At 59.8% G+C, this 25,867-nt stretch carries 23 protein-coding genes; 17 read left to right on the top strand and 6 right to left on the bottom strand.

The genetic code is table 11. From position 1 onward, the window contains the following. Positions 1-54 precede the first annotated feature (54 nt). On the bottom strand, positions 55-1,491 hold the full coding sequence (locus tag AD663_RS12945) for an amidase (protein WP_053213868.1): 1,437 nt from the start codon (positions 1,489-1,491) through the stop codon (positions 55-57). 116 nt (positions 1,492-1,607) lie between these two features. Here AD663_RS12945 and AD663_RS12940 point away from each other — a divergent pair, with 116 nt between their 5' ends. Next, entirely contained in the window at positions 1,608-2,180 is a 573-nt protein-coding gene (locus AD663_RS12940) for a TetR/AcrR family transcriptional regulator (protein WP_053213867.1), read from the top strand. 48 nt (positions 2,181-2,228) lie between these two features. Here AD663_RS12940 and AD663_RS12935 read toward each other — a convergent pair whose 3' ends face one another. After that, positions 2,229-3,020 carry a GntR family transcriptional regulator gene (locus tag AD663_RS12935; RefSeq protein ID WP_053213866.1) on the bottom strand — a complete coding sequence of 264 codons (792 nt, stop codon included), beginning with the start codon at positions 3,018-3,020 and terminating at the stop codon, positions 2,229-2,231. Positions 3,021-3,271: 251 nt separating this feature from the next. Here AD663_RS12935 and AD663_RS12930 point away from each other — a divergent pair, with 251 nt between their 5' ends. The 5 genes from AD663_RS12930 to hisM all read left to right on the top strand — a co-directional run bounded on the left by AD663_RS12930 (position 3,272) and on the right by hisM (position 7,385). Next, positions 3,272-4,285, top strand: a complete 1,014-nt coding sequence (locus AD663_RS12930) for an SIS domain-containing protein (RefSeq protein ID WP_053213865.1) — start codon at positions 3,272-3,274, stop codon at positions 4,283-4,285. Between the two features lie 2 nt (positions 4,286-4,287). After that, positions 4,288-5,142, top strand: coding sequence for a PfkB family carbohydrate kinase (locus tag AD663_RS12925; protein WP_053213864.1), 855 nt, complete (start codon positions 4,288-4,290; stop codon positions 5,140-5,142). 61 nt (positions 5,143-5,203) lie between these two features. After that, positions 5,204-5,974 carry an ABC transporter substrate-binding protein gene (locus tag AD663_RS12920; protein WP_053213863.1) on the top strand — a complete coding sequence of 257 codons (771 nt, stop codon included), beginning with the start codon at positions 5,204-5,206 and terminating at the stop codon, positions 5,972-5,974. A 23-nt stretch (positions 5,975-5,997) separates the two neighbouring features. Continuing rightward, positions 5,998-6,687 carry an ABC transporter permease gene (locus AD663_RS12915; RefSeq protein WP_053213862.1) on the top strand — a complete coding sequence of 230 codons (690 nt, stop codon included), beginning with the start codon at positions 5,998-6,000 and terminating at the stop codon, positions 6,685-6,687. After that, positions 6,684-7,385, top strand: a complete 702-nt coding sequence (gene hisM / locus AD663_RS12910) for a histidine ABC transporter permease HisM (protein WP_003181488.1) — start codon at positions 6,684-6,686, stop codon at positions 7,383-7,385. Before AD663_RS12915 ends, hisM begins: the two co-directional genes overlap by 4 nt. A gap of 21 nt (positions 7,386-7,406) precedes the next feature. On the opposite strand, the gene AD663_RS12905 is transcribed toward hisM, so the two are convergent. Continuing rightward, positions 7,407-8,003 (bottom strand): TetR/AcrR family transcriptional regulator, encoded by a 597-nt coding sequence (locus AD663_RS12905; RefSeq protein WP_003181486.1) that lies wholly within the window; start codon positions 8,001-8,003, stop codon positions 7,407-7,409. A gap of 466 nt (positions 8,004-8,469) precedes the next feature. Here AD663_RS12905 and AD663_RS12900 point away from each other — a divergent pair, with 466 nt between their 5' ends. The 10 genes from AD663_RS12900 to AD663_RS12855 all read left to right on the top strand — a co-directional run bounded on the left by AD663_RS12900 (position 8,470) and on the right by AD663_RS12855 (position 20,556). Further along, positions 8,470-9,483, top strand: coding sequence for an SDR family oxidoreductase (locus tag AD663_RS12900; RefSeq protein ID WP_053213861.1), 1,014 nt, complete (start codon positions 8,470-8,472; stop codon positions 9,481-9,483). Between the two features lie 79 nt (positions 9,484-9,562). After that, positions 9,563-11,083, top strand: coding sequence for a class I adenylate-forming enzyme family protein (locus AD663_RS12895; protein ID WP_053213860.1), 1,521 nt, complete (start codon positions 9,563-9,565; stop codon positions 11,081-11,083). After that, positions 11,073-11,684 carry an HAD-IB family hydrolase gene (locus AD663_RS12890; RefSeq protein WP_003181480.1) on the top strand — a complete coding sequence of 204 codons (612 nt, stop codon included), beginning with the start codon at positions 11,073-11,075 and terminating at the stop codon, positions 11,682-11,684. Before AD663_RS12895 ends, AD663_RS12890 begins: the two co-directional genes overlap by 11 nt. Positions 11,685-11,687: 3 nt before the next feature. Next, positions 11,688-13,451, top strand: coding sequence for an FAD-dependent monooxygenase (locus AD663_RS12885; protein ID WP_003181479.1), 1,764 nt, complete (start codon positions 11,688-11,690; stop codon positions 13,449-13,451). 102 nt (positions 13,452-13,553) lie between these two features. Further along, positions 13,554-14,636 (top strand): acyl carrier protein, encoded by a 1,083-nt coding sequence (locus AD663_RS12880; protein WP_003181477.1) that lies wholly within the window; start codon positions 13,554-13,556, stop codon positions 14,634-14,636. Positions 14,637-14,714: 78 nt separating this feature from the next. Then, positions 14,715-18,128 carry a beta-ketoacyl synthase N-terminal-like domain-containing protein gene (locus tag AD663_RS12875; protein ID WP_053213859.1) on the top strand — a complete coding sequence of 1,138 codons (3,414 nt, stop codon included), beginning with the start codon at positions 14,715-14,717 and terminating at the stop codon, positions 18,126-18,128. A 56-nt stretch (positions 18,129-18,184) separates the two neighbouring features. Next, positions 18,185-18,661, top strand: a complete 477-nt coding sequence (locus tag AD663_RS12870; RefSeq protein WP_053213931.1) for an SRPBCC family protein — start codon at positions 18,185-18,187, stop codon at positions 18,659-18,661. Positions 18,662-18,746: 85 nt separating this feature from the next. Beyond that, entirely contained in the window at positions 18,747-19,445 is a 699-nt protein-coding gene (locus tag AD663_RS12865; RefSeq protein ID WP_053213858.1) for an outer membrane protein, read from the top strand. A gap of 117 nt (positions 19,446-19,562) precedes the next feature. After that, complete coding sequence (locus AD663_RS12860) at positions 19,563-20,075, top strand: GNAT family N-acetyltransferase (protein ID WP_053213857.1); 513 nt, start codon at positions 19,563-19,565, stop codon at positions 20,073-20,075. Between the two features lie 46 nt (positions 20,076-20,121). Beyond that, positions 20,122-20,556 (top strand): DUF1810 domain-containing protein, encoded by a 435-nt coding sequence (locus tag AD663_RS12855; protein WP_003181470.1) that lies wholly within the window; start codon positions 20,122-20,124, stop codon positions 20,554-20,556. Positions 20,557-20,662: 106 nt separating this feature from the next. Here the strand turns inward: AD663_RS12855 and AD663_RS12850 are convergent, their stop codons facing one another. The 3 genes from AD663_RS12850 to AD663_RS12840 all read right to left on the bottom strand — a co-directional run bounded on the left by AD663_RS12850 (position 20,663) and on the right by AD663_RS12840 (position 23,765). After that, a complete protein-coding gene (locus AD663_RS12850) occupies positions 20,663-21,172 on the bottom strand; it encodes a GNAT family N-acetyltransferase (RefSeq protein WP_053213856.1) in 510 nt (169 codons plus the stop codon). A gap of 225 nt (positions 21,173-21,397) precedes the next feature. Further along, positions 21,398-22,642, bottom strand: coding sequence for a saccharopine dehydrogenase family protein (locus AD663_RS12845; RefSeq protein ID WP_003181466.1), 1,245 nt, complete (start codon positions 22,640-22,642; stop codon positions 21,398-21,400). Positions 22,643-22,667: 25 nt separating this feature from the next. Continuing rightward, positions 22,668-23,765 (bottom strand): carboxynorspermidine decarboxylase, encoded by a 1,098-nt coding sequence (locus AD663_RS12840; RefSeq protein WP_003181463.1) that lies wholly within the window; start codon positions 23,763-23,765, stop codon positions 22,668-22,670. Positions 23,766-24,052: 287 nt separating this feature from the next. On the opposite strand from AD663_RS12840, the gene AD663_RS12835 reads away from it, so the two are divergent. Further along, the gene (locus tag AD663_RS12835) at positions 24,053-25,672 is read left to right on the top strand and encodes an inorganic phosphate transporter (RefSeq protein WP_003181461.1); all 1,620 of its coding nucleotides are present in this window, start codon (positions 24,053-24,055) and stop codon (positions 25,670-25,672) included. Positions 25,673-25,867: the final 195 nt, after the last annotated feature.

Genomic DNA, 25,867 nt, shown 5'->3' with positions numbered 1-25,867 from the left:
CCTCAGCGGGGCGCCGCTCGGGTCCGCCGGCAAGCCCGCGCTCGCCGGCCAGGATCAGAGGTTGCCAGCCCAGGCGCCAGGCTTGCGGGCCGACCATGGCAACGCGCGCTCCAGTTGGGCGGCCAGGCGCAACAACCTGTCTTCGCGCCCAAACCCCGCCGAGAACTGCATGCCAATGGGCAAGCCTGTTTCGGTATCAAACGCCAGGGGCACGGACATCGATGGGGACCCGGTCACATTCGCCAAGGCCGTGAAAGGCGAGTGGGCAAAGACTCGGTCTATCCAGCTCCTGCCATCCACAAGCGCCTGGCCTTCGTTATAGCGACCGATTACCGGAGGCAGTTCGGGCAACGTCGGGCTCAACAAGATGTCGAACCGGCTGAAGAAGCGTCCCATGCTGCGGGTCACCAGATTTCGCAAATACATGGCTTCAAGCAGATCGGTGGCGGTGAGCCGGCAGCCCCATTCATGCAACGCCAGCGTGGCCGGCTCAAGCGTGCTGGCATCCACCGTGCGTCCGGTTCCCGCCGCAATCGCGTTGATCCAAGCCGCGGTATTGGTTGACCAGAATCGGCCGTTCATCTCCACGAAGCCTTCCCAGCTGAGGCCGATGTCCAGGTTGATCGCCTCCACGTTATGCCCCAGGCCCTGGAGCTGTGCCGCGACGTCGCGAGTGGCGTTGGCAACCGGTTCGGCGCAGCGAGCGCCGTTCAGTGGGTGCAGCAGAAGGCCAATGCGCAGGGCCCCGGGTTCACGAGTCGTTTGCCCGAGATAGGAGCCTTGCGGCCGGGTAATTTCAAAAGGATCGCCGGTGGCCGGCCCTTCGATTGCGTCCAGCAAAGCGGCACTGTCGCGCACGGTTCGGCTGACCACACCGTGGACGGCGAGCCCGGCCCACACTTCATCCACCGCGGGCCCCATCGGCACCCTGCCCCGACTGGGCTTGAGCCCGAAAAGTCCGGTTGACGCCGCGGGGACGCGGATGGACCCGCCGCCATCGGTGGCATGGGCCGCCGGTACCAAGCCGGCAGCCACGGCGGCGGCTGAGCCACCGCTGGATCCTCCAGCACTGCGGCTCAAGTCCCACGGGTTGCGTGTCGGCCCGGAAAACAAGGCTTCGGTGGTGGTGCTGGCGGCCAGTTCAGGTGTGGTGGTCCGGCCGAGCGTAACCAGCCCGGCCTGCCGCAAGCGGCTCATCAAGGTCGAATCTTCATCGGCAACGCACCCGGCGGCCAAACGACTGCCCAACTCGTTCAAGCGTCCCTTCGCAGTAAGGCCCAGGTCTTTCACCAGGAAAGGCACACCCTTGAACGGCCCGTCGGTGGCCTGGGGTTCGTCACCCCACACTTCAACCAATGCATTGACTGTTGGGTTGAGCTGTTCAATGGCCAAAAGCGCCGCGGCGCTGACTTCGGCCTGGGTGACTTGGCCGGTTGCGATCAACTCAGCGAGTCCCAGGGCGTCGTAACCCACGTATTCAGAGGTTTTCATCAGATTCTCCAAGCCAGGATGCCGTTGAGGCGTTATGATTTGTACTTAGCAGTATCGGACGATACTATTCGGTATAGTTAGATACCATAAAGTATCGCTGTCAAGCGGAGAACGTCATGCGACCCGAACGAATCCCCCAGCTAGCACCTCGAGAACGAATTCTCGATGCAGCCGAAGAGCTGTTTTTCACAGAAGGCATTACTCGGGTGACGGTGGACGCCATCGCAGCGAAGGCCAAGTCGACCAAAATGACCGTCTATCGGCATTTCGATTCGAAAGACGCCCTGGTGTTGGAGTGGATACGGCTACTCGTCGATCAATATTCGGAGGTTTTCGAGGCCCTGTCGGCAAAGCATCCCGGCGACCCCAAGGCGCAAATCCTTGGCTTTGCAGAATTCATCGCCCGGGATCTTTCGGCCGCCACCTACCGGGGCTGCCCTTTCACCAATTCGCTGGCGGAAATACCCGAGCCAGGGCACCCCGCGCGCCAGTTGATCGAAGCGCACAAGAAACGCCAGTTCCTGCGCTTGGCTGCGCTCTGTGCCGAAGCTGCTCTGGCCGAGCCGGACGAATTGGCCATGGAACTCACCTACTTGATGGAAGGCGCCCAGGTCGTTTCACAGAACAGAAGTATCGAGTCCGTGGGTGAAAACCTGATCAGGATGATTCGAAAGAAAATCGACGGCTAAGCCAGGTGACAGCGCAGGCCCAATCCGCCGAGCGAGCCTGCAGACGCCTCAATGGTCGGAATGAAAGCTGTTGACCCGGCTGTCCGCCAGCTTGAACACCACCCGCTGAGGATGGTTGATCGACACCAGGTATTCCACCGGTTGCCCCTGGCGATCGAAAATCACACCGCGGTAGACGAGCGCGGCCGTCCCGGGCTCGACTTCAAGCAAGCGCGCCTCCTGGTCGTTCATCGCGGCGATGCTCAACGTACCCTCGTCGCTTTCGATCTCGATCTGGTAGCGCGACAACAGCAAGGCATACAGCGAGGCCCCCTCGATCAGGTCCCCAGCCACCAGCTCCGGCGCGCGGGCCGCCGGGATATAGCTGGTCTCGATGCAGAACGGCTTTTGATCGACGGTGCGCAGGCGCCTGATGGCCAGCAACGTATCCCCTTCCCGAATCTTCAGTAATTTGGCGACGCGTGCACTGGCCTGGGTTTGTTCGAAGTACAACAGCTTGCTGCCTGGCCGGGCCCCGGCCTGCTCGACCACTTCGGCAATACCTTTGCGCGCCACGGTGTTGAGGGGCCGCTCCACGCCCGGCGCAGTCACAAAGGTGCCGCGATTACCCCGACGCTCCAGGACGCCGCGATCGATCAGCGTCTGCAGGGCTTTTCGCAACGTCATCCGGCTGATCCCCAGATGCTCGGCCAGGTCCCGTTCCGCGGGTATCCGTTCGGTCGGCCCGAACTCGGGTCGCTCCAGCATCTCCAGCAATGCCTGGACGGCCTGCCACGCAACCTGCTTGCGTTCGGGCGCCAGCAGCGCCACATCGGAGGGCTTTGAAGAAGCAGCTTTCATGGTCTACATCCTGGATTATTTTTTGGCGCGTTCACGACGACTCTAGCAGCAAAGAAAACCCTCGCAAACCCGCAAGCTTGATTAAAACAGGCCAGAAACGGAGCTTTCAAGTCTTCGCAAGCCGCAGCGACAGGCCATTAGACCATGCCAGAAAAACCTTGTAATGGTATTTTTCGTGGTATAGCTTTTGGTCTAAACAGGGCGCATGAATCCAGCATGAACCCGCTTAACAAGGCACCCTAGGAGCTTACATGGCGATCCAGTTCAACCGGGAAGCATTCACCGCCTCCTTGCAACAATCCGTACAAATCGTCGACGACGCGCAGCAATTCGGTCAGGAGCTGGCGACGCGGATCGATCGTATCTATTTCGTCAGTTGCGGCGCCCCCAACCGGATCATGCTCGGCCTGCAATACTGGCTTGAGCGTTATAGCCACACGTTGGAAGTGCGGCGCTATTTCCCGGCGGATTTCATGGACATCGATCCGCCGCGCCTGGATGAGCGTACGTTGGTGGTCCTGGCCTCCAAATCCGGAACGACCCAGGAAACCATCGCCGCCGCACGTTTCCTTAAAGACAAGCCCTGCCTCACGGTGGGCGTGACCCAGACTGCCGAGCTGCCGCTGGCCCAGGCTGTCCAGCATTGCTTTCTGTTGGGGCGTACCGACGAGGCGTACTTCGGTTGCTTCATGATCTTGCAGGCGTTGATCGGCGGTCTGTTGGCCAAGCGCGAGGGATGGCCGTTGCTGGACAAGCTCGTTCAATCGCTCAAGGCCCTGCCCCAGGCATTGGCCGACGCAGCCATCAACAATGACCGGCGCGCGGCCGAAGAAGCACGCCTCTACAAAGATGATCGGGTCATGTATTTCCTGGCCTCGGGCCCGATGTTCACCACCGCCTATGTCTTCGGCGTCTGCGTGGTGATGGAAAGCCAATGGCTGCATTGCCTGCCGGTGGAGGCTGCGGAGTTTTTCCATGGGCCGTTCGAAGCCATCGACTCGTCCACCCCGCTGTTGTTGCTGGTGGGCGAGGATCCGAGCCGGGCACAGATGGAGCGCGTCGTGCGCTTCTGCCAGCGGTACACCGAACGGGTCATGGTCTATGACGCCAGGGACTTTCCCATGGAAGGCATCGACCCGCAGATTCGCGCGATTGTCGCGCCCTATATCGTCGGAATCGCCGCAGAGCGCATCGCCGCTCACCTTGCGGTCTGGCACCAGCAGCCGCTGACGACCCGTCGCTACATGTGGAAAACGGAGTACTGAGTATGACCAGCCTGATCGCGGTCGGTGATAACACGATTGACGTGTACTTGGACCGCCACGTCGAATACCCCGGCGGGAACGCGCTCAACACCGCAGTGTTCGCTTCAAGGCTTGGTACTCGCAGCGCCTACCTGGGCTGCGTCGGCGACGACCGCCATGGTCAACGCCTGCTCGATTGCCTGCGCCAGGAGCACGTCGACGTCTCGCGTTGCCGAACGCTGCCGGGCGCCACGGGTTGGGCATGCGTGGACAGCGCCAACGGCGAGCGGGTGTTTCTGGGCAGCGATGCGGGTGTCTGCCGTCAATTGCAGCTCGAGGCCGACGACCTGGCCTATATCGCGCAACACCCACTGGCACACAGCAGCCTCTACAGCGGCCTCGAGGGCCAGTTGGCGCAAATACGCCAGGCCAGTGGCTGCCTGTCTTTCGACTTTTCGGACAACTGGGTGGAGTTCGATTGGCGGGCGATGATCAAGCATGTCGACATTGCCTTTTTCTCGGCGGCCGACCTCTCATCGAGCGAAGCCCAGACGCTGGCAAGCTCGTTGCGGGCGTGGGGCCCGGCAGTCGTGGTCATCACTCGCGGTGCCGAGGGCGCCCTTGCACTGGATGCCCGAGGCGTCCACGAGCAACCGGCGCTGCCCTGCACGTTCGTCGACAGCATGGGCGCCGGCGACGGTTTTATCGCCGCGTTCCTGCTGGCATGGCAAGCCCAGCAGAGCCTTGCCGAGTGTCTTTTACGCGGCGTCGATTTCGCCGGCCAGGTGTGCGGCTGGGCCGGTGGCTTCGGCCACGGCCAAGCAGTGGATGCCGGGCGCACCGAGCAACTGAAACATGCCTTGAACCTTCAAGGCTGATGCGCGCCACCCGGGGTATGTCCCGGGGCGGTTCTACCAACCTGTCGTGGATACCCTGTCGATGAAAAGATGTCTGATCGGTTTGATGCTCGTGGCCAGCCCGCTGATGACCTGGGGCGCCAGCGAAGAGCTGCGTTTCGGGGTAGATCCCACCTATCCACCCTTCGAGTCCAAGCGCCCGGATGGCTCACTGACCGGTTTCGATATCGAGCTGGGCGAAAGCCTGTGCAGCGAATTGAAACGACGTTGCATCTGGGTGGAAAACGCCTTCGACGGCATGGTTTCGGCCCTCAAGGGCAGGAAGTTCGACGGGATACTGTCGGCTCTTTCGATCACTGAAGAGCGCAAGGCCGAAATTGCCTTTTCCAACACGCTTTATGACACCCCGGCGCGCCTGGTGGCGCCTGAAGGCAGTGCCTTGCAGCCGACGGCGGAATCGCTGCGCGGCAAGCGCATCGGCGTGCAGCAAGGCAGCGTGTTCGAAGTCTATGCCAAGCGCATGTGGGGACCAAAAGGTGTCGAAATCGTGCCTTACCAAAGCAGTGACTTGACCTATTCGGACTTGATCAATGGGCGACTTGATGCGGCGTTTGACGATGCGATTGCGGTTTCCGAAGGGCTGCTGAAAAAGCCGATAGGCAAAGGCTTCGGCTATGCTGGCGAGGTGGTCAAGTCGCCTGAAATCTTCGGGCCGGGTACCGGGATCGGCTTGCGCAAAAACGATACCGCCCTGGCCGGTGAAATCAATCAGGCGCTGGAACGGATCCACCGCAACGGCACGTATGAGCGTATCGCCAGCAAATACTTCGACTTCGACATTTCACCGAAATAACCACCCGTGCGGAGCCTGCAACCATGTTTCTCGAGGGATACGGCTATCTGATTTTCCAGGGCGCGTGGCTGACCGTGCAGGTGGCCGCCTGGGCCGCCTGCGTCGCCATCACCCTGGGCCTGCTCGGGGCGCTGGCGACGCTCTCGCCGCTGGCACCGCTACGGCTGGTCGCGACGATCTATACCACGCTGGTGCGCAGTGTGCCGGACCTGGTCCTGATGTTGCTGATCTATTACAGCGCGCAAATCGGGCTCAACCAGGTCGCGGATGCCTTCGGCCAGGAATCATTCCAATTGAACCCCTACGGCACGGCTATCGGTACGCTGGGTTTCATTTACGGGGCCTACTGCACCGAGACCTTTCGCGGCGCTTTCCAGGCGATCGCGGCCGGCCAACTGGAAGCGGCGCGGGCCTACGGCATGAGCCACTGGCAAGTACTATGGCGCATCCGCCTGCCGCAAATGATGCGCTTCGCCCTGCCCGGCATCGGCAACATCTGGCAAGTGCTCCTCAAAAGTGCCGGGCTGATATCGCTGTTGGGCCTCAACGACATGGTCCAGGTCGCCAAGCAAGCGGGCAATGCCACGTCGAGGCAGATGTTTTTCTACCTAGTGATTGCCGCGATATTCCTCGCCTTCGCAGTTCTCTCCAGCCTTGCCCTCAAACACCTGGAACGGCACTACAGCCCGGAACCACAGCGGAGAGCGTCATGATCGAGATACTCAAGGAGTTCGGGCCCAATTTCCTCTGGACCGACGGTTATCGCTGGAGCGGCCTGTCCGTCACGCTATGGTTGCTGCTGACGTCCGCTGTCATCGGCTTGTTTGCGGCGATTCCCCTGGCGCTGATACGCACCTATGGCAGTCGCTGGCTGGCATTGCCTATCCAGCTGTACACCCTGGTGTTTCGCGGCACGCCGCTGTTCGTGCAGTTGCTGATCATCTACAGCGGCCTGGCCAGCCTGAGCGTCATCAGGGAAACGCCAAGCCTGTGGTGGTTCTTTCGTGACGGCATGCACTGCGTGATCCTGGCCCTGGCCCTGAACACCTGCGCCTACACCATCGAAATACTCGCCGGCGTACTGCGCACCACCCCACGTGGCGAAATCGAAGCCGCCCTGGCCCTGGGCATGACCCGCAGCCAGTTGTTCATCCTGGTGCTGATTCCAAGCATGCTGCGCCGGGCACTCCCGGCTTACAGCAACGAGGTGATTTTTGTCCTGCATGCCACGGCCATCGCCTTTACCGCCACCGTGCCCGACATCCTGAAAATCGCCGGGGATGTCAACGCGGCCACATTCAAGACCTTCCAGGCGTACGGGATCGCTGCCCTGCTCTACATGCTGCTGGCCTGCGCCCTGGTGGGCATATTCCGAATGGCCGAGCGCCGCTTGCTGGCGTACCAGCGATAACCTACAACTTACACGGCAAACTTATAACGGCTCCGCAGTCTGGATCAGCGAGTTCAGTACCAACTTTATTTCAGCGGCTGGGTCTTCATGCCCTTGTAATATCAAGCCTTCCGACAGTGCGGTAAAAGTCTTTGCCAGTGCAGCATTCTGCAGCGGCGGCTTCTTCCCGGCATGATTGAATATGATGCTGATGAGTTGGCCCAAGGCCTCGCTGTTTTCCTCATGCAACTCATAGTAATGCGGGGCAAAATCTTCATCGCGCAAGGCGATCAGTTGCAACTCAGCATCGAGGATCGCACAACGGGTATTATTCTTCAGCGTGTCGATGTAAGCGTTCAAGCCGTGGGCCAATTGCTCGGACGAATACCCTGCAGCCAAAGTCGAACTTAATCGGTCGATCTCGACTCGCTTGAACCGCTGGGCCAATTGCAGGAGTAAATCCGACTTGCTTGTAAAGTTTGAAAAAAAAGCGCCCTTGGAAAAACCAGCCGCCTCGGAAATGGCGTTGACGCTGGCGGCATGAAAACCTTTGCTGATCATCAGTTCAGTGGCGGTGTCGAACAGTGTATCTCTGGTTAGTTGTTGGCTCTCTTCTCGACCCAATCTCTTTTTAATCACGCCCTCGGCTCCCTTGGCCAAAAATCATATCTAATTGTTACTGGATGCAACGCATCGGCTACTCACCGTCCAGTCTCCAATTTTGCCGTTCCATCTTATACGCGCCTCGCTCAATGATTGACATTTAAAACTTAAATAAAGTGCCATGTTTTTGCCATGTAGTTGAGTGAATGAACCCGCGCGCAAGATCGGCCATCACGCCAGATCTGCGTGGGTCGGGCGAGCGAATCCAGCCGGCATTTGTGCCTGTTCGGACCGATCATCCGCTGAGCTTTTTTTGTCGCGAGGCGCTGAAATCCCAGGATTTACGGGCCCTCGGGCGACGGCCACGAAATACCACTTGATTTTCAGATACCGAATGGTTTTTACTTGCGCCGTTGGTGGAGCCCAACACCTGTTCAGCCCAGCGAGTCGGCCATGCCGATCTTGACTCAGCGGCAGGTCATCTCACAGGAGCTGGATCTTAATGGAATATGCCTTCGTCACAGGCGCTACTGGCCTGCTGGGAAATAACGTCGTTCGTGCGTTGCTGAAACGAAACATCAAGGTCAAGGCGCTGGTCCGTTCCGCAGAAAAAGCCAGAAAGCAATTCGGTGGCCTGCCCGTCGAACTGGTCGAAGGGGACATGCTTGACGTCGCCGCCTTCAGTCATGCTCTCCAAGGGTGCGACGCCCTGTTTCACACCGCAGCCTATTTTCGCGACAGCTACAAGGGCGGCAAACACTGGCAAAAGCTGTACGACACCAACGTGACGGGTACCGAACGCCTGTTACAAGCAGCCTATGCCGCCGGTATCCGTCGAGCGGTGCACACCTCTTCGATTGCCGTCCTCAAGGGCAACCGTGACCAAGTGATCGATGAAACAATGTCTCGCAGCGAACTCGAGGCCGACGATTACTACTTGAGCAAAATACTGTCCGAACAGAAAGTCCAAGCGTTCCTTTCCAGTCACCCGGATATGTTCGTCGCCATGGTATTGCCCGGATGGATGTTTGGCCCCGGTGATATAGGTCCGACCTCGTCGGGACAATTCCTTCTGGATTTTGTAGGACAAAAACTGCCCGGTGTACTGCCTGGCAGCTTCTCCGTTGTCGACGCCCGGGACGTGGCCGAACATCAACTCGCGGCCATTACCCGCGGTAGATCCGGCGAGCGCTATCTGGCGGCCGGCAATCACATGGACATGAAAAGCATCTTCCAGGCGTTGTCGAGTGTCAGTGGCGTAAAAGCGCCGGAGCGCAACGTGCCACTGTTCATGCTGCGAATCATTGCCTGGTTTTACGAAGCTTATTACCGCCTCACGAAAAAACCGGTGCTGATCAGTACTTCCACGGTCAAGCTCATGGAACAAGAACAAGGCCGTACACACTTCAGCCATCAAAAAAGCGCAAAGGAACTGGAATGCAAGTTCCGCCCTGTCGCTGAAACACTGACCGATACCCTCGCCTGGTATCGGAACAATAACTACGTAGATGCTTGATTGAAACAATCATATATAGCCTGCCTCTGCAGTACTTTTTTGACTAGCCATACATCCAAGGATTGAGAGAGGTTGGTAAATGAAAAGCCTTTCATATAAAGAAGGTTTTCTGCATCGCTTTGTCGGTATTTCGGAGTCGTTCCCCGAGCAGATTGCAATAAAGCACCTGGACGAACAAGACGATACCGTGACTTACCGCGAGTTACGAATCAAGGCCGAAGTTTGCAACGGTGCCCTTCAGGCGCTGGATGTATTACCCGGCGATAAAGTTGCGCTTGTACTGCCCAACGGGGTGGCGTTCATTGCTTACTATTTGGCGATAATCGGGCGCGGAGCCATCCCGGTCATCCTCAACTGCAAGCTGACCCCTTTCGAAATGTCCAACGTCGTCAGCCTCGCCAGGCCGTCGCTGGTGGTCACGACCGAAGCCCTATGGGTGCAGCACAGCGAGACATTCCAGCCGTCCAACGGCGTCCGGCACTCCCTGCTGCTGGACACCGGGTGCGAGCTGGCGCCACCACTATCGGCCAACGCAACGGCTGCGGTTGAGCTTGCGCACAACAGCGCCCCATTGATCCTGCCCGAGGGCAATCCGGTGGTCTCGGTGCAGTTCACCTATCGAGGCACCGGCAAGCCCCTGGCAGTCTCGCACCGCTACCTCGACCTGACGCAATCGAGTGATGGCTTGCACGAGCATTTTCATCGCCAAGGCGTTGGCTCTGTTCACTTGGTGACGCTGCCGCTGTACGCCATCTTCGGACTCTGCGTGATGATGGTGTTTCCGCTCAGCATCGGCGCCACGCTGCTGATGACCAACACCTTGCTCAATCGCGACCTGGCAGAGGTGCTGTCGGAACATCAGGTGAGCTTCGCCTGCCTGGTGCCCGACGTCATCCGCTACTTCAATACGCGACTGACCAAACGCAAAGGCGCGCTGTTGCCGATGCACCCTCAACTGATGCTCTACTCGGGTGGCAGCCATCTGCCGGCCGACGAAGCCGACAAGCTGGGCAAGTTGCTGGGGTGCAAGCCAGTGCTGCAAGGCTACGGCTTGACCGAGAGCATGCCGGTAATTGTTCAGAGTTCGATTGGCGCGGTTCATCGCGGCGCCATGGGCCAACCGATCAGTGGCGTGGATCTGCGAGTCGTCGATGCCCAGGGACAGGACGTGGCCGCTGGACGTATCGGCGAATTGCTGATTCGCGGGGCCATGGTCATCGATGGCTATAACAATGCCGATGAGGCCAACGCCCGGTTTTTCCGTGATGGCTGGTTCCACAGCGGTGACCTGGTCTGGCGCAACGACGATGGGCATGTGGTTTTCTATTGCCAGCGCCTGCGCATTTCCAAAATCAAGGCGCAGATGGTCGACCTGACGGAAGTCGAATCCATCGCCCTGAAGCACCCCGATGTCGTGCGCGCCAAAGCCTACATCGTCCCGGACAACAAGGAAGTCAACGTACTGCACCTGTGCGTTGAAGGAAGCGACGACCTGAACCAGGCCGCTGTATCCACCCTGCTCTCGCATTACCTGTCGGGCTTCAAGTTGCCCAGGAACATCGAGATCATCTCGCTCAAGGAAGAGGCACATGCACGCTGACAGCACACAACCGGTACTCGCGGTTTTCGACTTCGATGGCACGCTCACCGACCGGCATACCTTCTGGCGCTACATGCGCTTTATCGTGGGCACCCGCTCGTTCTGGCTGAGGATCATCCCACTGTTACCGAAGATGCTCAGCGTGATCCTGGGCTTTACCCCGTTGATGCAGGCCCGGCTGGCTTTCATTGCCTGCTACCTGGGTGGCCTTTCGGTGGAACAGGAGCGCGAGCACGCCAAATATTTCATTACCGAGCAACTGCCGCTCTGGCTCAGGCCTGAAGCCCTGCGCCGGCTCAAATGGCATCAGTCCATGGGGCACCGCACCGCGCTGGTCAGCAATTCGCCGGAAAACTACCTGATCCCCTGGGGCCAGGCCGCTGGCTTCGACTATGTGTGCGGCACCCGCCTGGCCACTGCAAAAAACCGTCTCACCGGGGCGATATCCGGTACCAACTGCGTGGAGAGAGAGAAAGTCACACGGCTCAAAGGCTGCGTGGGCAACCTCGATGACTTTTACATTTATGCCTACGGCGACTCATCCGGTGACGCGGCGCTGCTCGACATTGCCGACTCTCCCTTCTACAGAAACTGGTACTGACCGATGAATACCCTGAGTACGCTGGCACCCAAACACTTCAAGCGTCCCGGCAGCAACCCGACCGTCATGATCGTAGGGGCTGGCCCCATTGGCTTATCCCTGGCCATCATGCTGAAGCAGTGGGGCGTGTCTTTTCGCATCATCGAGAAGAATGTCGGGCCGTCGACGGCAACCAAAGCGATGGCCATCCATTCCCGGACGCTGGAAATCTTTCGCGACCTGGGCGTTGCCGATCGAGCCATCCACGACGGATTCACCATCAACCAGTTTTCGGTGCAGTCCAACGCCAAGCGGGTATTGAATTACAACTTCTCCTACCTGGACGCGACCTATCCCCTGCTCCTCAGCCTGCCGCAACCACAGACAGAGAAAATCCTTCTCGAACGGCTGAACGAGCTGGGCGCACAGGTGGAATGGAATACCGAGCTGGTCGATATAGACAACCAGCCAGGCTCGGTGCACATGACCCTTCGTCACGCCGACGGCACCGACGAAAGCTTCGCCAGCCGCTGGGTGGTCGCCTCTGATGGGGCGCGCAGCAACATCCGCAAGCGCCTCGACATGGCCTTCGAAGGATCGTCCTACGACCGCTTCTTCATGCTCGCCGACGCCGATATCGAGTGGGCCGGAAGCAAGGATGAGGGGGCATTTTTCCTGGGTGCGCAGGACGGTTATGTGGCCGTCGCGCCGATCAGCGCCCAATCGCGCTATCGGCTGTTCATCGAGATGCCTTACGACCTTCCGCCCGAAGGCGAGCGTCCCTCCCTGAGCCTGGAAAATTTCCAGCGGTTGTGTGAAGGCCGTGGGCAAAAGATGACACTGTCCAATATTTCTTCGACCACCATCGCTTCTTTCCAACACCGCCGTGTGCAGTCGATGCAGCAAGGCTCGGTGTTCCTGGTGGGGGACTCGGCGCATATCGGCAGCCCGATCGGCGGGCAGTGGATGAATCTCGGAATCTCCGAGGCGTATAACCTGGCGTGGAAGATGGCCTATGTCGACCAAGGCCTGGCGGATCCGTCCCTGTTGGAGAGCTACAACGAGGAGCGCTACCCGGTAGCGCTCGAAGTGGAAAACACCGCGCACAGATTGACGGGGCTGATTACCGTCAAGCAGCGGGCCCTGGTCTGGCTGCGCGACAACGTCCTGCCGCTGATCAGCAGCAGGAAAAAGGTCCAGCGCAAACTGCCGTCGATGATTTCCGGCCACCAGTATCACTACGGCAAAAGCGATTACATCCAGGACTCGTTGACGAACAAGCAGCGCCAGAACTGGAGCCGTAAAGGCAAGAAACCCGAGTTCCAGGCTTCGGCGCCCCGCGCTGGACAACTGGCCCCCGATGTCGAGCTGTGGCAAGCGCAAGGCATGCCAGTAAAACGCTTGATCGACGTGTTCCACGGTACGTTCACGCTGTTGATTTTCAGCGCGGCCGACCAGTTTTCCCCTTTGCTGCCCGGCTATTACTCGCTGGCCCAGTCAGTGGAAAACGACTACCCAGGCATCAAGGCCTATTGCGTGATCGATGCCCTGAGCAGCGCCGGATTACCGGCCTGGCACTCCACGCTGCTGGACCCCGATTGGCGGTTACACAAACGCTACCACGCCAAGGAGGGCACGCTGATGCTCATTCGTCCTGATGGCTACATCGCCTTCCAGGGCGCCGATGCAATGACGCTGGTGAGCTACCTGAACGCCCGGTCCGGGCTGATCAAAGGCGCCCTGAAAACAACATCTTGCGAGATCGACGCAGTGGAACTCCAACTTTAAGTCTTTAAATGGCTACTGCCCGTTTCACCGTTCTGAACAAGGCCCAGTCCTGGGCCACGCTTTTTGATTTGCCTATTTGAAGTATTGGTTATGGAGAACCGCATGCGCTTGCAACTCAACGATGTTGTGCAGGAATTTATCGTGTCCAACGGAAAAATCGCCCACAGCTATTTTTCCCTTTCCGAGAAGATCATCGATTCACTGTGCGAATCCAATGTCGCCAAGGAATCCATTTTGATGCGCCTGCTGGAGCAGGCCGAATCCGTTACCGCGCATTATTTCAATGCTCATCAGCAGGTGCTGGAAGGCGTCTATGCCCATGGGCTTGAAGCCCCCGCCAGCAACAACATCCCTATGCTGGAACCGGTGCAGGCCAATGCGCCGGTGCTGGTTTGCGTGCCTGTCGCAGGGCCGGCGCCGGCGCCCGACTACGCGCAATGGCTGCGCGCCGAGATAAGCTCGGTCACCGGTTTCAAGAAGGAACAAATCGACTTCGACCAGCGTTTCGACAGCCTGGGTATCGACTCCCTGGGATTGGTGGATCTCTTCGAATCCCTGGCCAAGCAATTCCCGGAAAAGAAAGCGCTCACTTCGCTGCTCTTCGATGCGCCGACGCCCACAGCCCTGCTGGCACGGCTTGAAGCCGATCCTCAGGCGCCTGCGGTGGATGCCCAGGCTTGGGTGCTGGAACAGCTGGCGACCATCACCGGTTTCACGGTCGAGCAGATCGATCCGACACACAGCTATGAAAGCCTGGGCCTGGACTCCCTGGTGCAGCTGGATTTCCTCGAGTCGGTCGTGGCCTTGTGGCCGCAGCTCAAGGCCCAGAGCTCCGAACTCGCCAACGCCAAGTCGCCGCAGGCAACCATTGCCGTCATCAATGCCGCCCTGGCCGATCCCGAGGCGATAGCGGCGCAGGACGTAGCGAATTCGCCTGGTGCAACACACACGCCGGCGCCAGCCAACCCTCTCTTGTTCGACGCCCTGTCGCCTTTGCTACCCGACGCGGCGCAGTCCATCGACATCCAGACGCCGTTCGCCCAACTGGGCCTTAATGGCTTTGCCCGGGAAGCCCTCTGCCAATCCATGGCGCAACAGTGCACAGCCAGCGAGTTCGCCGGTGAAGCGCTGATGTCCCGTCGTACGCCGCAAGACGCCCTGTCGTTGCTGGCAAGGCTCAGCTGAGTCGAACGACCCACTACGGAAAAAAATCCGCGGCGATCGAAACGATCGCCCGGCATTTTTGCGACCAGGAGAATGGATATGAGTGGCGCAGTAACAACAACGGGCGATTTCTGCTTCAGCGCAATGGCGGGCGAGTTTCCGGGGGCCCCGTCGACGGAGGCGCTCTGGCAGTTGCTCTGCCAGGGGCGCACGGCCCCTATCGAATCGATGCCGGCACGCTGGGAACTGGACAAGACGTCGATCTATTCGGCCAAGGCCGGAGAAAAAGATCGCGTCTACCTGGACAGCGCTTTTTGCCTCACCGACGACGCCTCGATCCCGTCACGGCATGAGGGGCGACAGGTCGCCATTGGCAAGAAAGTCCTGGGGACGCTGCTTGCCCAGATCGTCGGGCAGGGTTCGGCGCTGTGCCGGGAGCGCACCGCACTGGTGGTCGCGACGTCCTGGAGTGATGAAAGCTATTTCGTCACGGGATTGGCCGTCAAAACAGATGCCCGGCAAGGCTATACACCGGGCGAACAGGTGGCTGAACTGGCGGCGGCTTTCGGCCTCGGCAGTCCGGCGCTGTCGGTGGACACCGCGTGCAGTTCCTTTCCCTACGCCATCGACATGGCCCAGGCCCTGGTCAACAGTGGCCAGGCGGACCACGCGATTGTCATGGCGCTCAACACAGTGTTGCCACCTGCGCTGTTCCTCGGTTTTTCCCAGTTGACGGCTTTTTCCGCCCGGGCCCGAATGGAAGCGTTCGGGCAGGACGCCGACGGCATTGTGCCGGGCGAATGTGCGGTGGCATTTCTGGTCGAGCCGGTCGCCCAGGCCCTGGCTGCGCAGCGCCGCCCGCTGGGTGTGCTGCGGGCGCTGGGACTGTCCGCCGATGGCGCCGAGGGTTCGGTGTTTGCGCCGGGCCAACAGGCTCAATACACGGCTTATCAGCGTGCCTACAGCGGCCTTGACCCGAGCGATGTCGACTACATCGAAACCCACGGCACCGGCACGCCGCTGGGGGATGCGACGGAGTTGGCGTCGCTGGACGGCTTCTTCGCTCCCCATCGCCCGGACGGCAAGAAAATAAGCATCGGTTCGATCAAGTCTGTCATCGGTCACCCCTTGGCCGCTGCGGGAGGCGCTTCGCTCGCCAAGGCTTTGATGATATTGCGTCAAAAAGGCATTCCTCCCCAGCCCGACTACCGTCCCAGCGCAAAAGTCGACAAGACGTGCCTGCAACTCGCCACCCATGAAGTAAAGGCCCTGGCGGATCGGCAGTCACCGATCCGGATCGGCATTTCCAGTTTCGGCTTTGGCGGCGCCAACGCCCACCTGGTCGTCGAGGAATACATTCCCGACAACCGCCCCGCCGCGCCTCGTGTGGCCCCCGGCGTGCTGATGCTGGACCTGGCCATTGTCGAGGCTGAAGCAGCGTTGGGCGGCCACAGTTCATTGCAGGCCTTCCGGCAACAGCTGGACCAGCCGGCGACGCCCTCGGTCACGTTCCCCTATGGGCGTTTCGTTGATTACTCGGCGTCCCCCGCCCAACCGTTGCAGGGAAGGTTCCTGGCACAGGATCAGGTCATCGACATCGACGGCTTCGGCATGGGCCCCAAGCCCCTGGCCCACGTCGACCCCTTCAAGCTGTTGATCACCGATCGCGTCAATCACGTGCTGCGTCGCTTGCCGGGCGTGGCCGGCTCACCCGGCACGGCAATGGTCATGTGCTGCAACATGGGCGGCGAGCGCTTCAGCAACGCCTACAGCAGCGCCCACAATTTTTACTCCCGGTCCCAGGGAAAGGCACCGGGCGTGGAAGTGACCGACGTGGCAACCATGCTGCCCAATATGTTGTCCGGTTATCCAGCGCAGATTTTTGACTTCAAGGGATTTCACCAAACCCTGGTCGGCACTGCGGGCCTCTTCTGGCACACCCTGTTGGCTTCACAGCAATGGTTCAAGGAAGGCATTACGACGCTGCTGCTCGGTGCGGGACGTTTCATGAGCAGTGAAATCGAGGTCGAACGCGCCCTGCACGCTGCGGTACCACAAGGCGAAGGCTTGGGCCTGCTCGCGTTGCGCCCTTATCAACCGAACGCCAGCGAAAAACCTTTGCTGGTAATCCGCGCAGCGGTCCTCGCCCATGCCGCCGGTTCATTGGAGGAGGCTTGCCGGTTGCTGGGCAAGGATCGCGGTCGATATTCGAGCATCGAGGTCTGCGAGCTCCAGCCTGACACGACGCCTGCCCACGGCTCACTGCGGGAGAAGACCGGTTTCCTGGCAGAAGCCAGTGGCATCGAAACCCTGTTGGCGGTGATGCTGGCCGATGTGAAGCACACCGTGATCGAGGTCCGCGAGGCCGGCAAGGCGGTGATGTGGTTGTTCACCGAAAAGCTGCGGGAATGGCGTGCGTCGGCGGGCACCACCGACCCCATCAAGCTTGCGTTCATGTTGCGCTTTGCCCATTCGTCCTCCCAGCAATTGCAGCCACTCATCACACCGGCGCGACCTGCCAGCCTCGTCCGCGAGCCGCAACACGACGGCGTCGATGTACTGCAGCTCAGCCAGATGTTGACCAGCACCGTGCTCTCGGGATTGCGCGTCAGGGTTCGAGCCATGGAAGGGCTGTTTGCCCTGCACCGCGGCGTGGAAAACCAACGTCCGACGCAGTGGCAACGGCGCGGGGAAAATAGTGTGATCACTCACATCCAGCGCAGCCCCCACGCGTTGCAGGCACAGCTGGTGGTGGACGAAGCTCACCCGTATTTCTTCGATCACCCGCTGGACCACATCCCCGGCATCCTATTGCTTGAGGGCGTGCTGCAACTCATTGAACTCGCCATGCCGCCGTTGAGCGGACGGGTTGCCTACGTCAAGACCCTGGAGATCAAGTTCCAGCACTACGTACAAAAGCATGGGGCGATAGACCTGCTGCTGGAGCAAGGCAAAGATCCGCAGGTGTTCAATGCGAAGGTCATGCAGGGCGAAAAACTTATGTGCACTTGCGTGTTGGGAATGGCCTATAGCTCGGCGTTCGAGACATCGCCGGCCGGCCTGTTCACCGCCACCCCTTGCCGTGACAAAGCCTTGTTGCACAAGGCGCGAGAAGAAAACGTCATCGTCAGTGAGATGAGCGGCATCGCTCAAGGGCTGAGCGTGGACACGGTGAAGCTGCCGGACGAGCACTTTTTCCAGGAAGGCGATCCCGCGCACCATTCGATGGTGTATTTCCTCGAAGTGGCCCGCCAGTGCTACATGCAGATCGCCCACAGCCATCTGCGCATTCCCCTCAATACGCCGATGAACCTGCTGGCCTTGAGTTTCACCCTGGACCGGCCAATCCCCAGGAACAGTCCGCTGTCGCTGGCACCGCAAGCCGGTTTCGACGCGCGGTTCCAGTCATTCAAGACCAACCGCATCTACATCGACCTGTTCAACCGGGGCGAAAAAATCGGTCAAGCGAGCATTACCGCGCAGGTGCTGAGTCAATCCGCACCGGCCGCCTGAGGCGCTGGATGAACCGGCCCCAGCGTGACCCAGCCCTACACAACCAAGGTATCGCCGTGAACGACGTCAAAGTGCAAGTCATAGTCAAATCGCCGCCTGCTGAAATCTGGCAGATCTGGAGCAATTTCCCAGAAGCGCCGTTGTGGGACACCGACGTGCGCCATTGTGAGCTCGACGGTCCGTTTCAAGCGGGCACACGAGGCAAATGTGTCCTGAAAAATGGCTTGAGCATGCCATTGAAACTGGAGGCCGTAAGCCCGTACGAAAGCTATCGCAACAGCGCGAGACTGCTTTGGATCGATCTGGAATTCGGCCATCAGATGCGCAGGCTTTCCCCGGATGAAACCCATGTCATCCACAGTGCAAAAATCGCCGGGCCCTTGAGTTTCCTGTACCGCGGGCTCTTGCGCAAAGCGCTGACCGCAGCGATGACCACCGCACTGGACAACCTCTGCACCCTGGCCGAGCAACGGAGCAATGCCATCACCCGCCAGGGACAGGCAAAAACCGGCACGCACCTGCACGTTGTATGAAACCGACCGGGCGAACGCGTGCTTGGACGCTCGCGCCTGGACACCCTTCGCTTATTTATCGATAACAGCACACTTCGGATCGAGCATGAATCTTAAAAAGAACACCCGGTATCTCGTGATGGGCATCATCGGCACGGGAGTTATCGCCCCGGCGTCCGGTTTCGCCGACACCCTTGGGCCCTATCTCAGCGGCATGGCCGGCGTGAACTGGGTCGAGGCACAGGACCTGAACCAGAACAACCTCGATTTCGTCGAGATGGAGTTCAACCAACCGCTTCACTCCGGCTACGCGACCGGACTGGCGTTCGGCTGGCGGTTCCCGATCGGGCTCCGTCCCGAAGTGGAGCTGAGCTACCGAAAAAATACCCTGACCCAGTTCAACCACCGGGTCTATGAAGGCGGCGGCAGCATCGACGGTGAAGGCGAAGAGCAAGCTACCGCGCTGATGGCCAATCTTTGGTATGACGTCCTGAACCTGCCTGCGCCCTTGAACCGGTTCACGCCGTATGTCGGTGGCGGCCTGGGCTACGCCGTCCTGAAAGTCAGTGGTCTGGAAGCCGGCGGCGTCCAGTTCGGCGATACCCACCGCGACACCGTCTCGGCCTACCAACTCGGCGCCGGGATCGGCTACGAGCTGACCGACCATTGGTCCATGTCCATGGATTATCGCTACTTCAAGACCCGCGAAGCGCACTTCGGCAATATCCAGGGCCTGCCCGAAGGTGACGTGCAAACCGAATACAAGGCACAGTCGTTGATGCTCGGCTTGCGGTACTGGTTGTAGGCGCTGGAGGCTCCTGCGCCCGGCCTCGACCGGGCGCAAATTTGTCCTTCACAGGCAGTTGCCGTGGTCCGCGCTGACGAGTAGGTTCTTACCTGGCTCGTCGACAAGGAAACCCACATGCCAGGCCCCGCATCACGCCTGATCTACCGAAAACCACAGCCCGCTGACGTGTCGCGGCTGTTCGCCATTTATGGCGACCCACGCACCCATCTATTCAACCCGGCAGGCCCAATGACCAGCCTGGCCGAGGCTCAGGCGCTCCTGAACCATTGGCTCGAGCACTGGGACAACCATGGCTACGGCTGGTGGGCGGTAGCTCGCAACGAGGCGCCGGAACACCTCATCGGTTTCGGCGGCATCGCCGCTCATGATTACCTGGCCGAGCAACGGGTCAATCTCGGGTACCGCTTTGCCGTCGAGGCATGGGGCCAGGGCTACGCCACCGAGCTGGGCAGCACTGCCCTGGCGCAGGCCTTTGGGCCGCTGTCTTTACCCGACGTCTTCGGCCTGGTCAGGCCCGGGCATGCCGCGTCGATCCGGGTCCTGGAAAAGCTCGGCATGCATCGTTTCGGCGAATTGGACGACGTGCCGAGCGAGGCGCCAAGCCTGGTGTATCGACGACAGAAATGAACCAGTGTGGCGCCCATCGAAACAAATACTTTATCGGAGCGTTGACATGACTGAATCACTGGAGCGTTTTGTCCAGGCTCAAGCATCGAGCTATGAACGCGCCCTGCGAGAGCTTGAACGTGGGCGCAAGGAAAGCCACTGGATATGGTTCATATTTCCCCAGCTACGCGGCCTGGGGTCCAGTGAGAATGCCACCTTCTACGGCCTTCGCGACATCGAAGAGGCCCGTGACTATCTTCGTCACCCGCTCCTGGGACCGCGACTTGAGCGCGCCACCCTCGCCGTCCTGGACTCGAAAAACCCCATTGAACACCTGCTGGGCTCCCTGGATGCCATGAAATTCGCCTCCTGCATGACGTTGTTTTCAGCGGCCGCAGGTGAGAGTTCCCTGTATGCGCGGGCGCTTGAAGGCAGGGTCAGTGCCGACTCAAGAACACTTGGGATACTTGAACAGCAAAGGAGAAAAACGCCTGATCGCTGACCATGGCTGCCTCAAAGCCTCTCTAATCCGACGATGCCAGCCGAATAGATTGAGGCTGCCGTGAAGACTCAGTATTGACTCGCCAGAACGAAATTCCAGGCGGAGGTCAATCAGCCCGGACCGCAAGGACAAAGCGGCAGCCGCCCTCCGCGTCTTCGCCCGGCAGGAGGGGCTCAGGCACGAACCCGCATCGTTCAAGAACCTTCATCGAGCCGACATTCTGTTCGTAGGCATAAGCCACCAGTTGCGTCAGGGCCCAACGGGCCCTTGCCTGCCGGATCAGATGTTCCAGGGCCATTGTGGCGAGGCCTTGCCGGCAGCAGTCCAGGGCGATCCGATAACCTACCTGCGCAGAACGGCCCGGTGGGTCGATGTCCTTCAAATTCGCCCGGCCAACGATTCGCCCGTTGCAATCCTCGATCACAAACGGGTGCCAGGCGCCTGCGGCAAACCCGGATAGGTATTCGTCAATGTGATCAGCAACACCTTCCAAGGAATAGAAGGCAGGGTCGCGTGGGTCGATATGGGACTCGAACCAATCACGGTTGTGGATTTCGAAGGCCAGTAGCGCTTCAGCGTCGGTAGTTTTCAGCTCTCGAATTCTGAATGGTTTCACTGATTGAGTCTCCTGGGCCTTGAATCGCAATCGTAAGGTGGAGGGAGGGTCCAGGGCTAGGGTTCTTGCTTTCGCTTGGGGCATGCGGCGGTTTGTATGGGGGCTGCCGGGCAGCCCAGCGGGAGCAAGTCCCCTCGCCACGGGATGATGTGCCCCATAAACGAAAATGCCCCGTACCTTTCGATACGGAGCATTTATTCAAGCTACCCGCAGACTGTCAGTTTCTCAGGCGGGTTGATTCCAGGGACGATCTCCATTTTCGTCCTTGATGCGCGTCGGCAGGCCCATCACGTCGAGCGCTTCGAGGAATGCCTCGGCGGGCAACTCTTCGACGTTGACCATGCGCTGCACGTCCCACTCGCCACGGGCTACCAGCAGGGCTGCGGCCACGGGCGGTACGCCGGCGGTATAGGAAATGCCCTGGCTATCGGTTTCTGCGTAGGCGTCCTCGTGGTCGGCCACGTTGTAGATGAACATCTCGCGCGGCTGGCCGTCCTTGACACCCTTCACCAGGTCACCGATGCAGGTCTTGCCGGTGTAGCCCGGCGCCAGCGAGCTCGGGTCAGGCAGCACGGCCTTGACCACTTTCAGCGGCACCACTTCCAGGCCTTCAGCGGTCTTGACCGGTTGCTCGGAGAGCAAGCCCAGGTTCTTCAGCACGGTGAACACATTGATGTAGTGCTCGCCGAAGCTCATCCAGAAACGCACGTTGGGCACGTCGAGATTCTTCGACAGCGAGTGCACTTCGTCGTGACCGGTCAGGTACAGGTTCTGCGAGCCCACGACCGGCAGATCGTCGGTGCGCTTGACTTCGAACATGGTGTTGCTGGTCCACTGGCTGTCCTGCCAGCTCCACACCTGTCCGGTGAATTCACGGAAATTGATTTCCGGGTCGAAATTAGTGGCGAAATATTTGCCATGGGAGCCGGCATTGACGTCGAGAATGTCGATCGAATCAATGCGGTCGAAATGCTGTTGCTGCGCCAATGCCGCATAGGCGTTGACCACACCCGGGTCGAAGCCCACGCCGAGAATGGCGGTGATGTTCTTCTCCTGGCATTCCTGGAGATGATTCCACTCGTAATTGCCGTACCAAGGCGGCGTTTCGCAGACCTTGCCCGGTTCTTCGTGGATGGCGGTGTCCAGATAGGCGACGCCAGTATCGATGCAGGCACGCAGCACCGACATGTTGAGGAAAGCGGAGCCGACGTTGATGACGATCTGCGACTCGGTTTCGCGAATCAGCGCCTTGGTCGCTTCGACATCCAGAGCGTTCAGTGCAAAGGCCTTGATGTCGGCGGGTTGCTTGAGGCTACCCTTGGCCTTGACGCTGTCGATGATGGCCTGGCATTTGGAGATGTTGCGCGACGCGATAGCAATACGACCGAGTTCGTCGTTGTGCTGCGCGCACTTGTGGGCCACCACCTTGGCGACACCTCCTGCACCAATGATAAGTACGTTCTTCTTCAATTTCTTCATTTCTCCTTCTGCCAGCTCAGGACAGGCTGGACAGATAGTCGTCGTAAACAAACTCGCGAACCACCTCGACACTGCCGTCGAGTTGTTTCACTACGATGGACGGCATTTTCAGGCCGTTGAACCAGTTTTTCTTGACCATGGTGTAGCCCGCTGCGTCGATGAACGACAGCCGATCGCCGATGGACAGCGGACGATCGAATTGGTATTCGCCGAAAATGTCTCCGGCCAGGCACGACTTGCCGCACACCATGTAGGTGTGTTCGCCCTCGCTCGGCGCCAGCTTGGCGTCCAGGCGATAGATCAGCAGATCGAGCATGTGTGCTTCGATGGAGCTGTCCACCACGGCCAAATGCTTGCCGTTGTACAGCGTGTCGAGGACGGTGACTTCAAGCGAGGCACTCTGGGTGATCGCCGCTTCGCCCGGTTCCAGGTAGACCTGCACGTCATACTTTTGCGAAAACGCCTTGAGGCGTGCGCAGAACGCGTCCAGGGCATAGCCCTCGCCGGTGAAGTGAATGCCGCCGCCGAGGCTGACCCACTCGACCTTGTGCAGCAGATGACCAAAGCGTTCTTCGATAGTGCCCAGCATTTGGTCGAACAAGCCGAAATCGCCGTTCTCGCAGTTGTTGTGGAACATGAAACCGGAAATCTGCTCGATGACTTGCTCGACCTTCACCGGGTCCCATTCGCCCAGGCGGCTGAAAGGACGCGCCGGGTCGGCGAGCAGGTAGTCGGAGCTGCTCACTTGCGGGTTGACCCGCAGGCCACGGACCTTGCCGGCCGAGGCTTCGGTGTAGCGTTGCAGCTGGCCGATGGAGTTGAAGATGATCTTGTCGCAGTTGGCGAGCATGTCCTCGATCTCATCGTCGGCCCAGGCCACGCTGTAGGCGTGGGTCTCGCCCGCGAACTTCTGCCGGCCCAGCTTGAGTTCATAAAGCGACGACGAAGTGGTGCCGTCCATGTACTGCTGCATCAGGTCGAACACCGACCAGGTGGCGAAGCATTTGAGCGCCAGCAAGGCCTTGGCCCCCGATTGCTCACGCACATAGGCGATCTTCTGCATGTTCGCCAGCAGCTTCTGTTTGTCGATGAGGTAGTACGGCGTTTTGATCATTTTCGCGGCCTCCGGCAAGGCGAGCCAAAAAAGGATGCGCATTGTGCCTTCACTCACTGCATATCGAAAGAGCGAATAGCCCCGTTTATACAATCACACGGATCCGCGCCGAAGCTTCCGATAATCGGGGGTATTGAGTGACAGGGTTCGATGACACCTGGATGACAGTTGCCGTCTGTAAACCCAGTGGACGTCATTACCGTGTAACAAATTGCAACTAGCGTGATTCGCGCCGCCACGTTGTGAGTTGGCCTATCCCCTATGACCCCACTGAATCGGACCTCCTCATGACGAACCAGACCCTGGTCATGGACTCATCGAGTTCAATCACGCACAGTTCAAGACCGCAACTCAACCGCAAGCCGAGCGTGATAACCCTAGTGGTGTTCTTCGCCGTCCTGGGCATCGGCCTGCTGTTTACCGCCTACAGCCTGATGCACGACATGAACGAGCTCGGCACGGTGGTGACCACCTGGACGCCGTTCCTGTTGCTGGGCGTGGCGCTGCTGATCGCACTGGGCTTTGAGTTCGTCAATGGCTTCCACGATACAGCCAACGCGGTGGCCACAGTCATCTACACCAACTCCATGGCGCCGAACGTCGCGGTAGCCTGGTCAGGGTTGTTCAACTTTCTTGGGGTGCTGCTGTCCAGCGGCGCGGTGGCCTTCGGCATCATCGCGTTGCTGCCTGTGGAGTTGATTCTGCAGGTCGGATCCTCTGCCGGTTTCGCCATGATCTTCGCCCTGCTGATCGCCGCCATCCTGTGGAACCTGGGCACTTGGTGGCTGGGTTTGCCTGCGTCGTCGTCCCACACGTTGATCGGTTCGATCATTGGCGTTGGCGTTGCCAATGCGCTGATGCACGGTCGTGACGGCACCAGCGGCGTGGACTGGGCCCAGGCGACGAAGATCGGTTACGCACTGCTGCTCTCGCCCCTGGTGGGCTTCGGTTGCGCGGCGTTGCTGTTGCTGGCGCTGCGGGCTTTCGTCAAGAACCGCGCACTGTACAAGGCCCCGGAAGGCAATACGCCGCCGCCCTGGTGGATCCGCGGCATGTTGATCCTGACCTGCACCGGCGTTTCGTTCGCTCATGGTTCCAACGACGGCCAGAAAGGCATGGGCCTGATCATGCTGATCCTGGTCGGGACCCTGCCGATGGCGTACGCGCTGAACCGCACCATGCCCGCCGACCAGGCGTTGCAATTCGCCGCTGTGGCGGAAGTCACCCAGCAGGCCTTGGTCAAGCATTCGCCGCTGCCGTCCCCGGCGGAGCCGCGTGCGGTGCTTTCCAGCTACGTCAGCAGCAAGCAGGCCTCGCCACAGCTGGTGCCTGCCCTGGCTGCGCTGGCAGGCAGTATCGGCACCGAGGTCAAGGGCTATGGTTCATTGGCCAAGGTACCCGCCGAGGCCGTGGGCAACGTGCGCAACGACATGTACCTGACCAGCGAAACCATTCGCCTGATGGACAAGAACAAGGTCGGGAATTTCGATGCCGATACCAACGGCAAGCTGCAACTGTTCAAGCAGCAGATCGACAACTCCACCCGGTTCATTCCGCTGTGGGTGAAAATCGCTGTGGCCATTGCCCTTGGCCTGGGCACTATGGTCGGCTGGAAGCGCATCGTCGTCACGGTGGGGGAAAAGATCGGCAAGACCCACCTGACCTACGCCCAGGGCGCCTCGGCGGAAACCGTGGCCATGCTGACCATAGGCGCCGCCGACATGTTCGGCTTGCCGGTGTCCACGACCCATGTGCTCTCCTCTGGCGTGGCCGGGACCATGGTCGCCAATGGCGCCGGCTTGCAGATGCGCACGATCCGCAACCTGCTGATGGCCTGGATACTGACCCTACCGGCGGCGATCCTGCTGTCCGGGAGCCTTTACTGGTTGTTCACTAAACTGTTCTGACACACCCAACATCACCGGCACAGATACGCCGCTTTCGCGAGCAAGCTCGCTCCCACAGGGGGCTGGTCGGGAACCTGAATTTCGGGCCCACCGCAAAGCCCATGTGGGAGCGGGCTTGCCCGCGAAGGCGGCGGCATGGCCTCCATCACCGGCATTAGATCCACCGCTTTCGCGAGCAAGCTCGCTCCCGCAGGG

Source organism: Pseudomonas sp. Q12-87, assembly GCF_001269755.1.
In the GTDB taxonomy this organism is placed as follows: Bacteria; Pseudomonadota; Gammaproteobacteria; order Pseudomonadales; family Pseudomonadaceae; genus Aquipseudomonas; species Aquipseudomonas fluorescens_S.
Note: the sequence above shows the minus strand (reverse complement) of the source record. Positions and strands in the feature narration are given on the sequence as shown.

Excerpts from the sequence above, each read along its gene's own strand:
- AD663_RS12915 (WP_053213862.1), top strand. The coding sequence starts at position 5,998 with ATGTTTCTCGAGGGATACGGCTATCTGATTTTCCAGGGCGCGTGGCTG.
- AD663_RS12875 (WP_053213859.1), top strand. The coding sequence starts at position 14,715 with ATGAGTGGCGCAGTAACAACAACGGGCGATTTCTGCTTCAGCGCAATG.
- AD663_RS12920 (WP_053213863.1), top strand. The coding sequence starts at position 5,204 with ATGAAAAGATGTCTGATCGGTTTGATGCTCGTGGCCAGCCCGCTGATG.
- AD663_RS12840 (WP_003181463.1), bottom strand. The coding sequence starts at position 23,765 with ATGATCAAAACGCCGTACTACCTCATCGACAAACAGAAGCTGCTGGCG.
- AD663_RS12940 (WP_053213867.1), top strand. The coding sequence starts at position 1,608 with ATGCGACCCGAACGAATCCCCCAGCTAGCACCTCGAGAACGAATTCTC.
- AD663_RS12860 (WP_053213857.1), top strand. The coding sequence starts at position 19,563 with ATGCCAGGCCCCGCATCACGCCTGATCTACCGAAAACCACAGCCCGCT.
- AD663_RS12930 (WP_053213865.1), top strand. The coding sequence starts at position 3,272 with ATGGCGATCCAGTTCAACCGGGAAGCATTCACCGCCTCCTTGCAACAA.
- AD663_RS12865 (WP_053213858.1), top strand. The coding sequence starts at position 18,747 with ATGAATCTTAAAAAGAACACCCGGTATCTCGTGATGGGCATCATCGGC.
- AD663_RS12880 (WP_003181477.1), top strand. The coding sequence starts at position 13,554 with ATGCGCTTGCAACTCAACGATGTTGTGCAGGAATTTATCGTGTCCAAC.
- AD663_RS12945 (WP_053213868.1), bottom strand. The coding sequence starts at position 1,491 with ATGAAAACCTCTGAATACGTGGGTTACGACGCCCTGGGACTCGCTGAG.
- AD663_RS12935 (WP_053213866.1), bottom strand. The coding sequence starts at position 3,020 with ATGAAAGCTGCTTCTTCAAAGCCCTCCGATGTGGCGCTGCTGGCGCCC.
- AD663_RS12925 (WP_053213864.1), top strand. The coding sequence starts at position 4,288 with ATGACCAGCCTGATCGCGGTCGGTGATAACACGATTGACGTGTACTTG.
- AD663_RS12900 (WP_053213861.1), top strand. The coding sequence starts at position 8,470 with ATGGAATATGCCTTCGTCACAGGCGCTACTGGCCTGCTGGGAAATAAC.
- AD663_RS12885 (WP_003181479.1), top strand. The coding sequence starts at position 11,688 with ATGAATACCCTGAGTACGCTGGCACCCAAACACTTCAAGCGTCCCGGC.
- AD663_RS12855 (WP_003181470.1), top strand. The coding sequence starts at position 20,122 with ATGACTGAATCACTGGAGCGTTTTGTCCAGGCTCAAGCATCGAGCTAT.
- AD663_RS12895 (WP_053213860.1), top strand. The coding sequence starts at position 9,563 with ATGAAAAGCCTTTCATATAAAGAAGGTTTTCTGCATCGCTTTGTCGGT.
- AD663_RS12890 (WP_003181480.1), top strand. The coding sequence starts at position 11,073 with ATGCACGCTGACAGCACACAACCGGTACTCGCGGTTTTCGACTTCGAT.
- AD663_RS12835 (WP_003181461.1), top strand. The coding sequence starts at position 24,053 with ATGACGAACCAGACCCTGGTCATGGACTCATCGAGTTCAATCACGCAC.
- hisM (WP_003181488.1), top strand. The coding sequence starts at position 6,684 with ATGATCGAGATACTCAAGGAGTTCGGGCCCAATTTCCTCTGGACCGAC.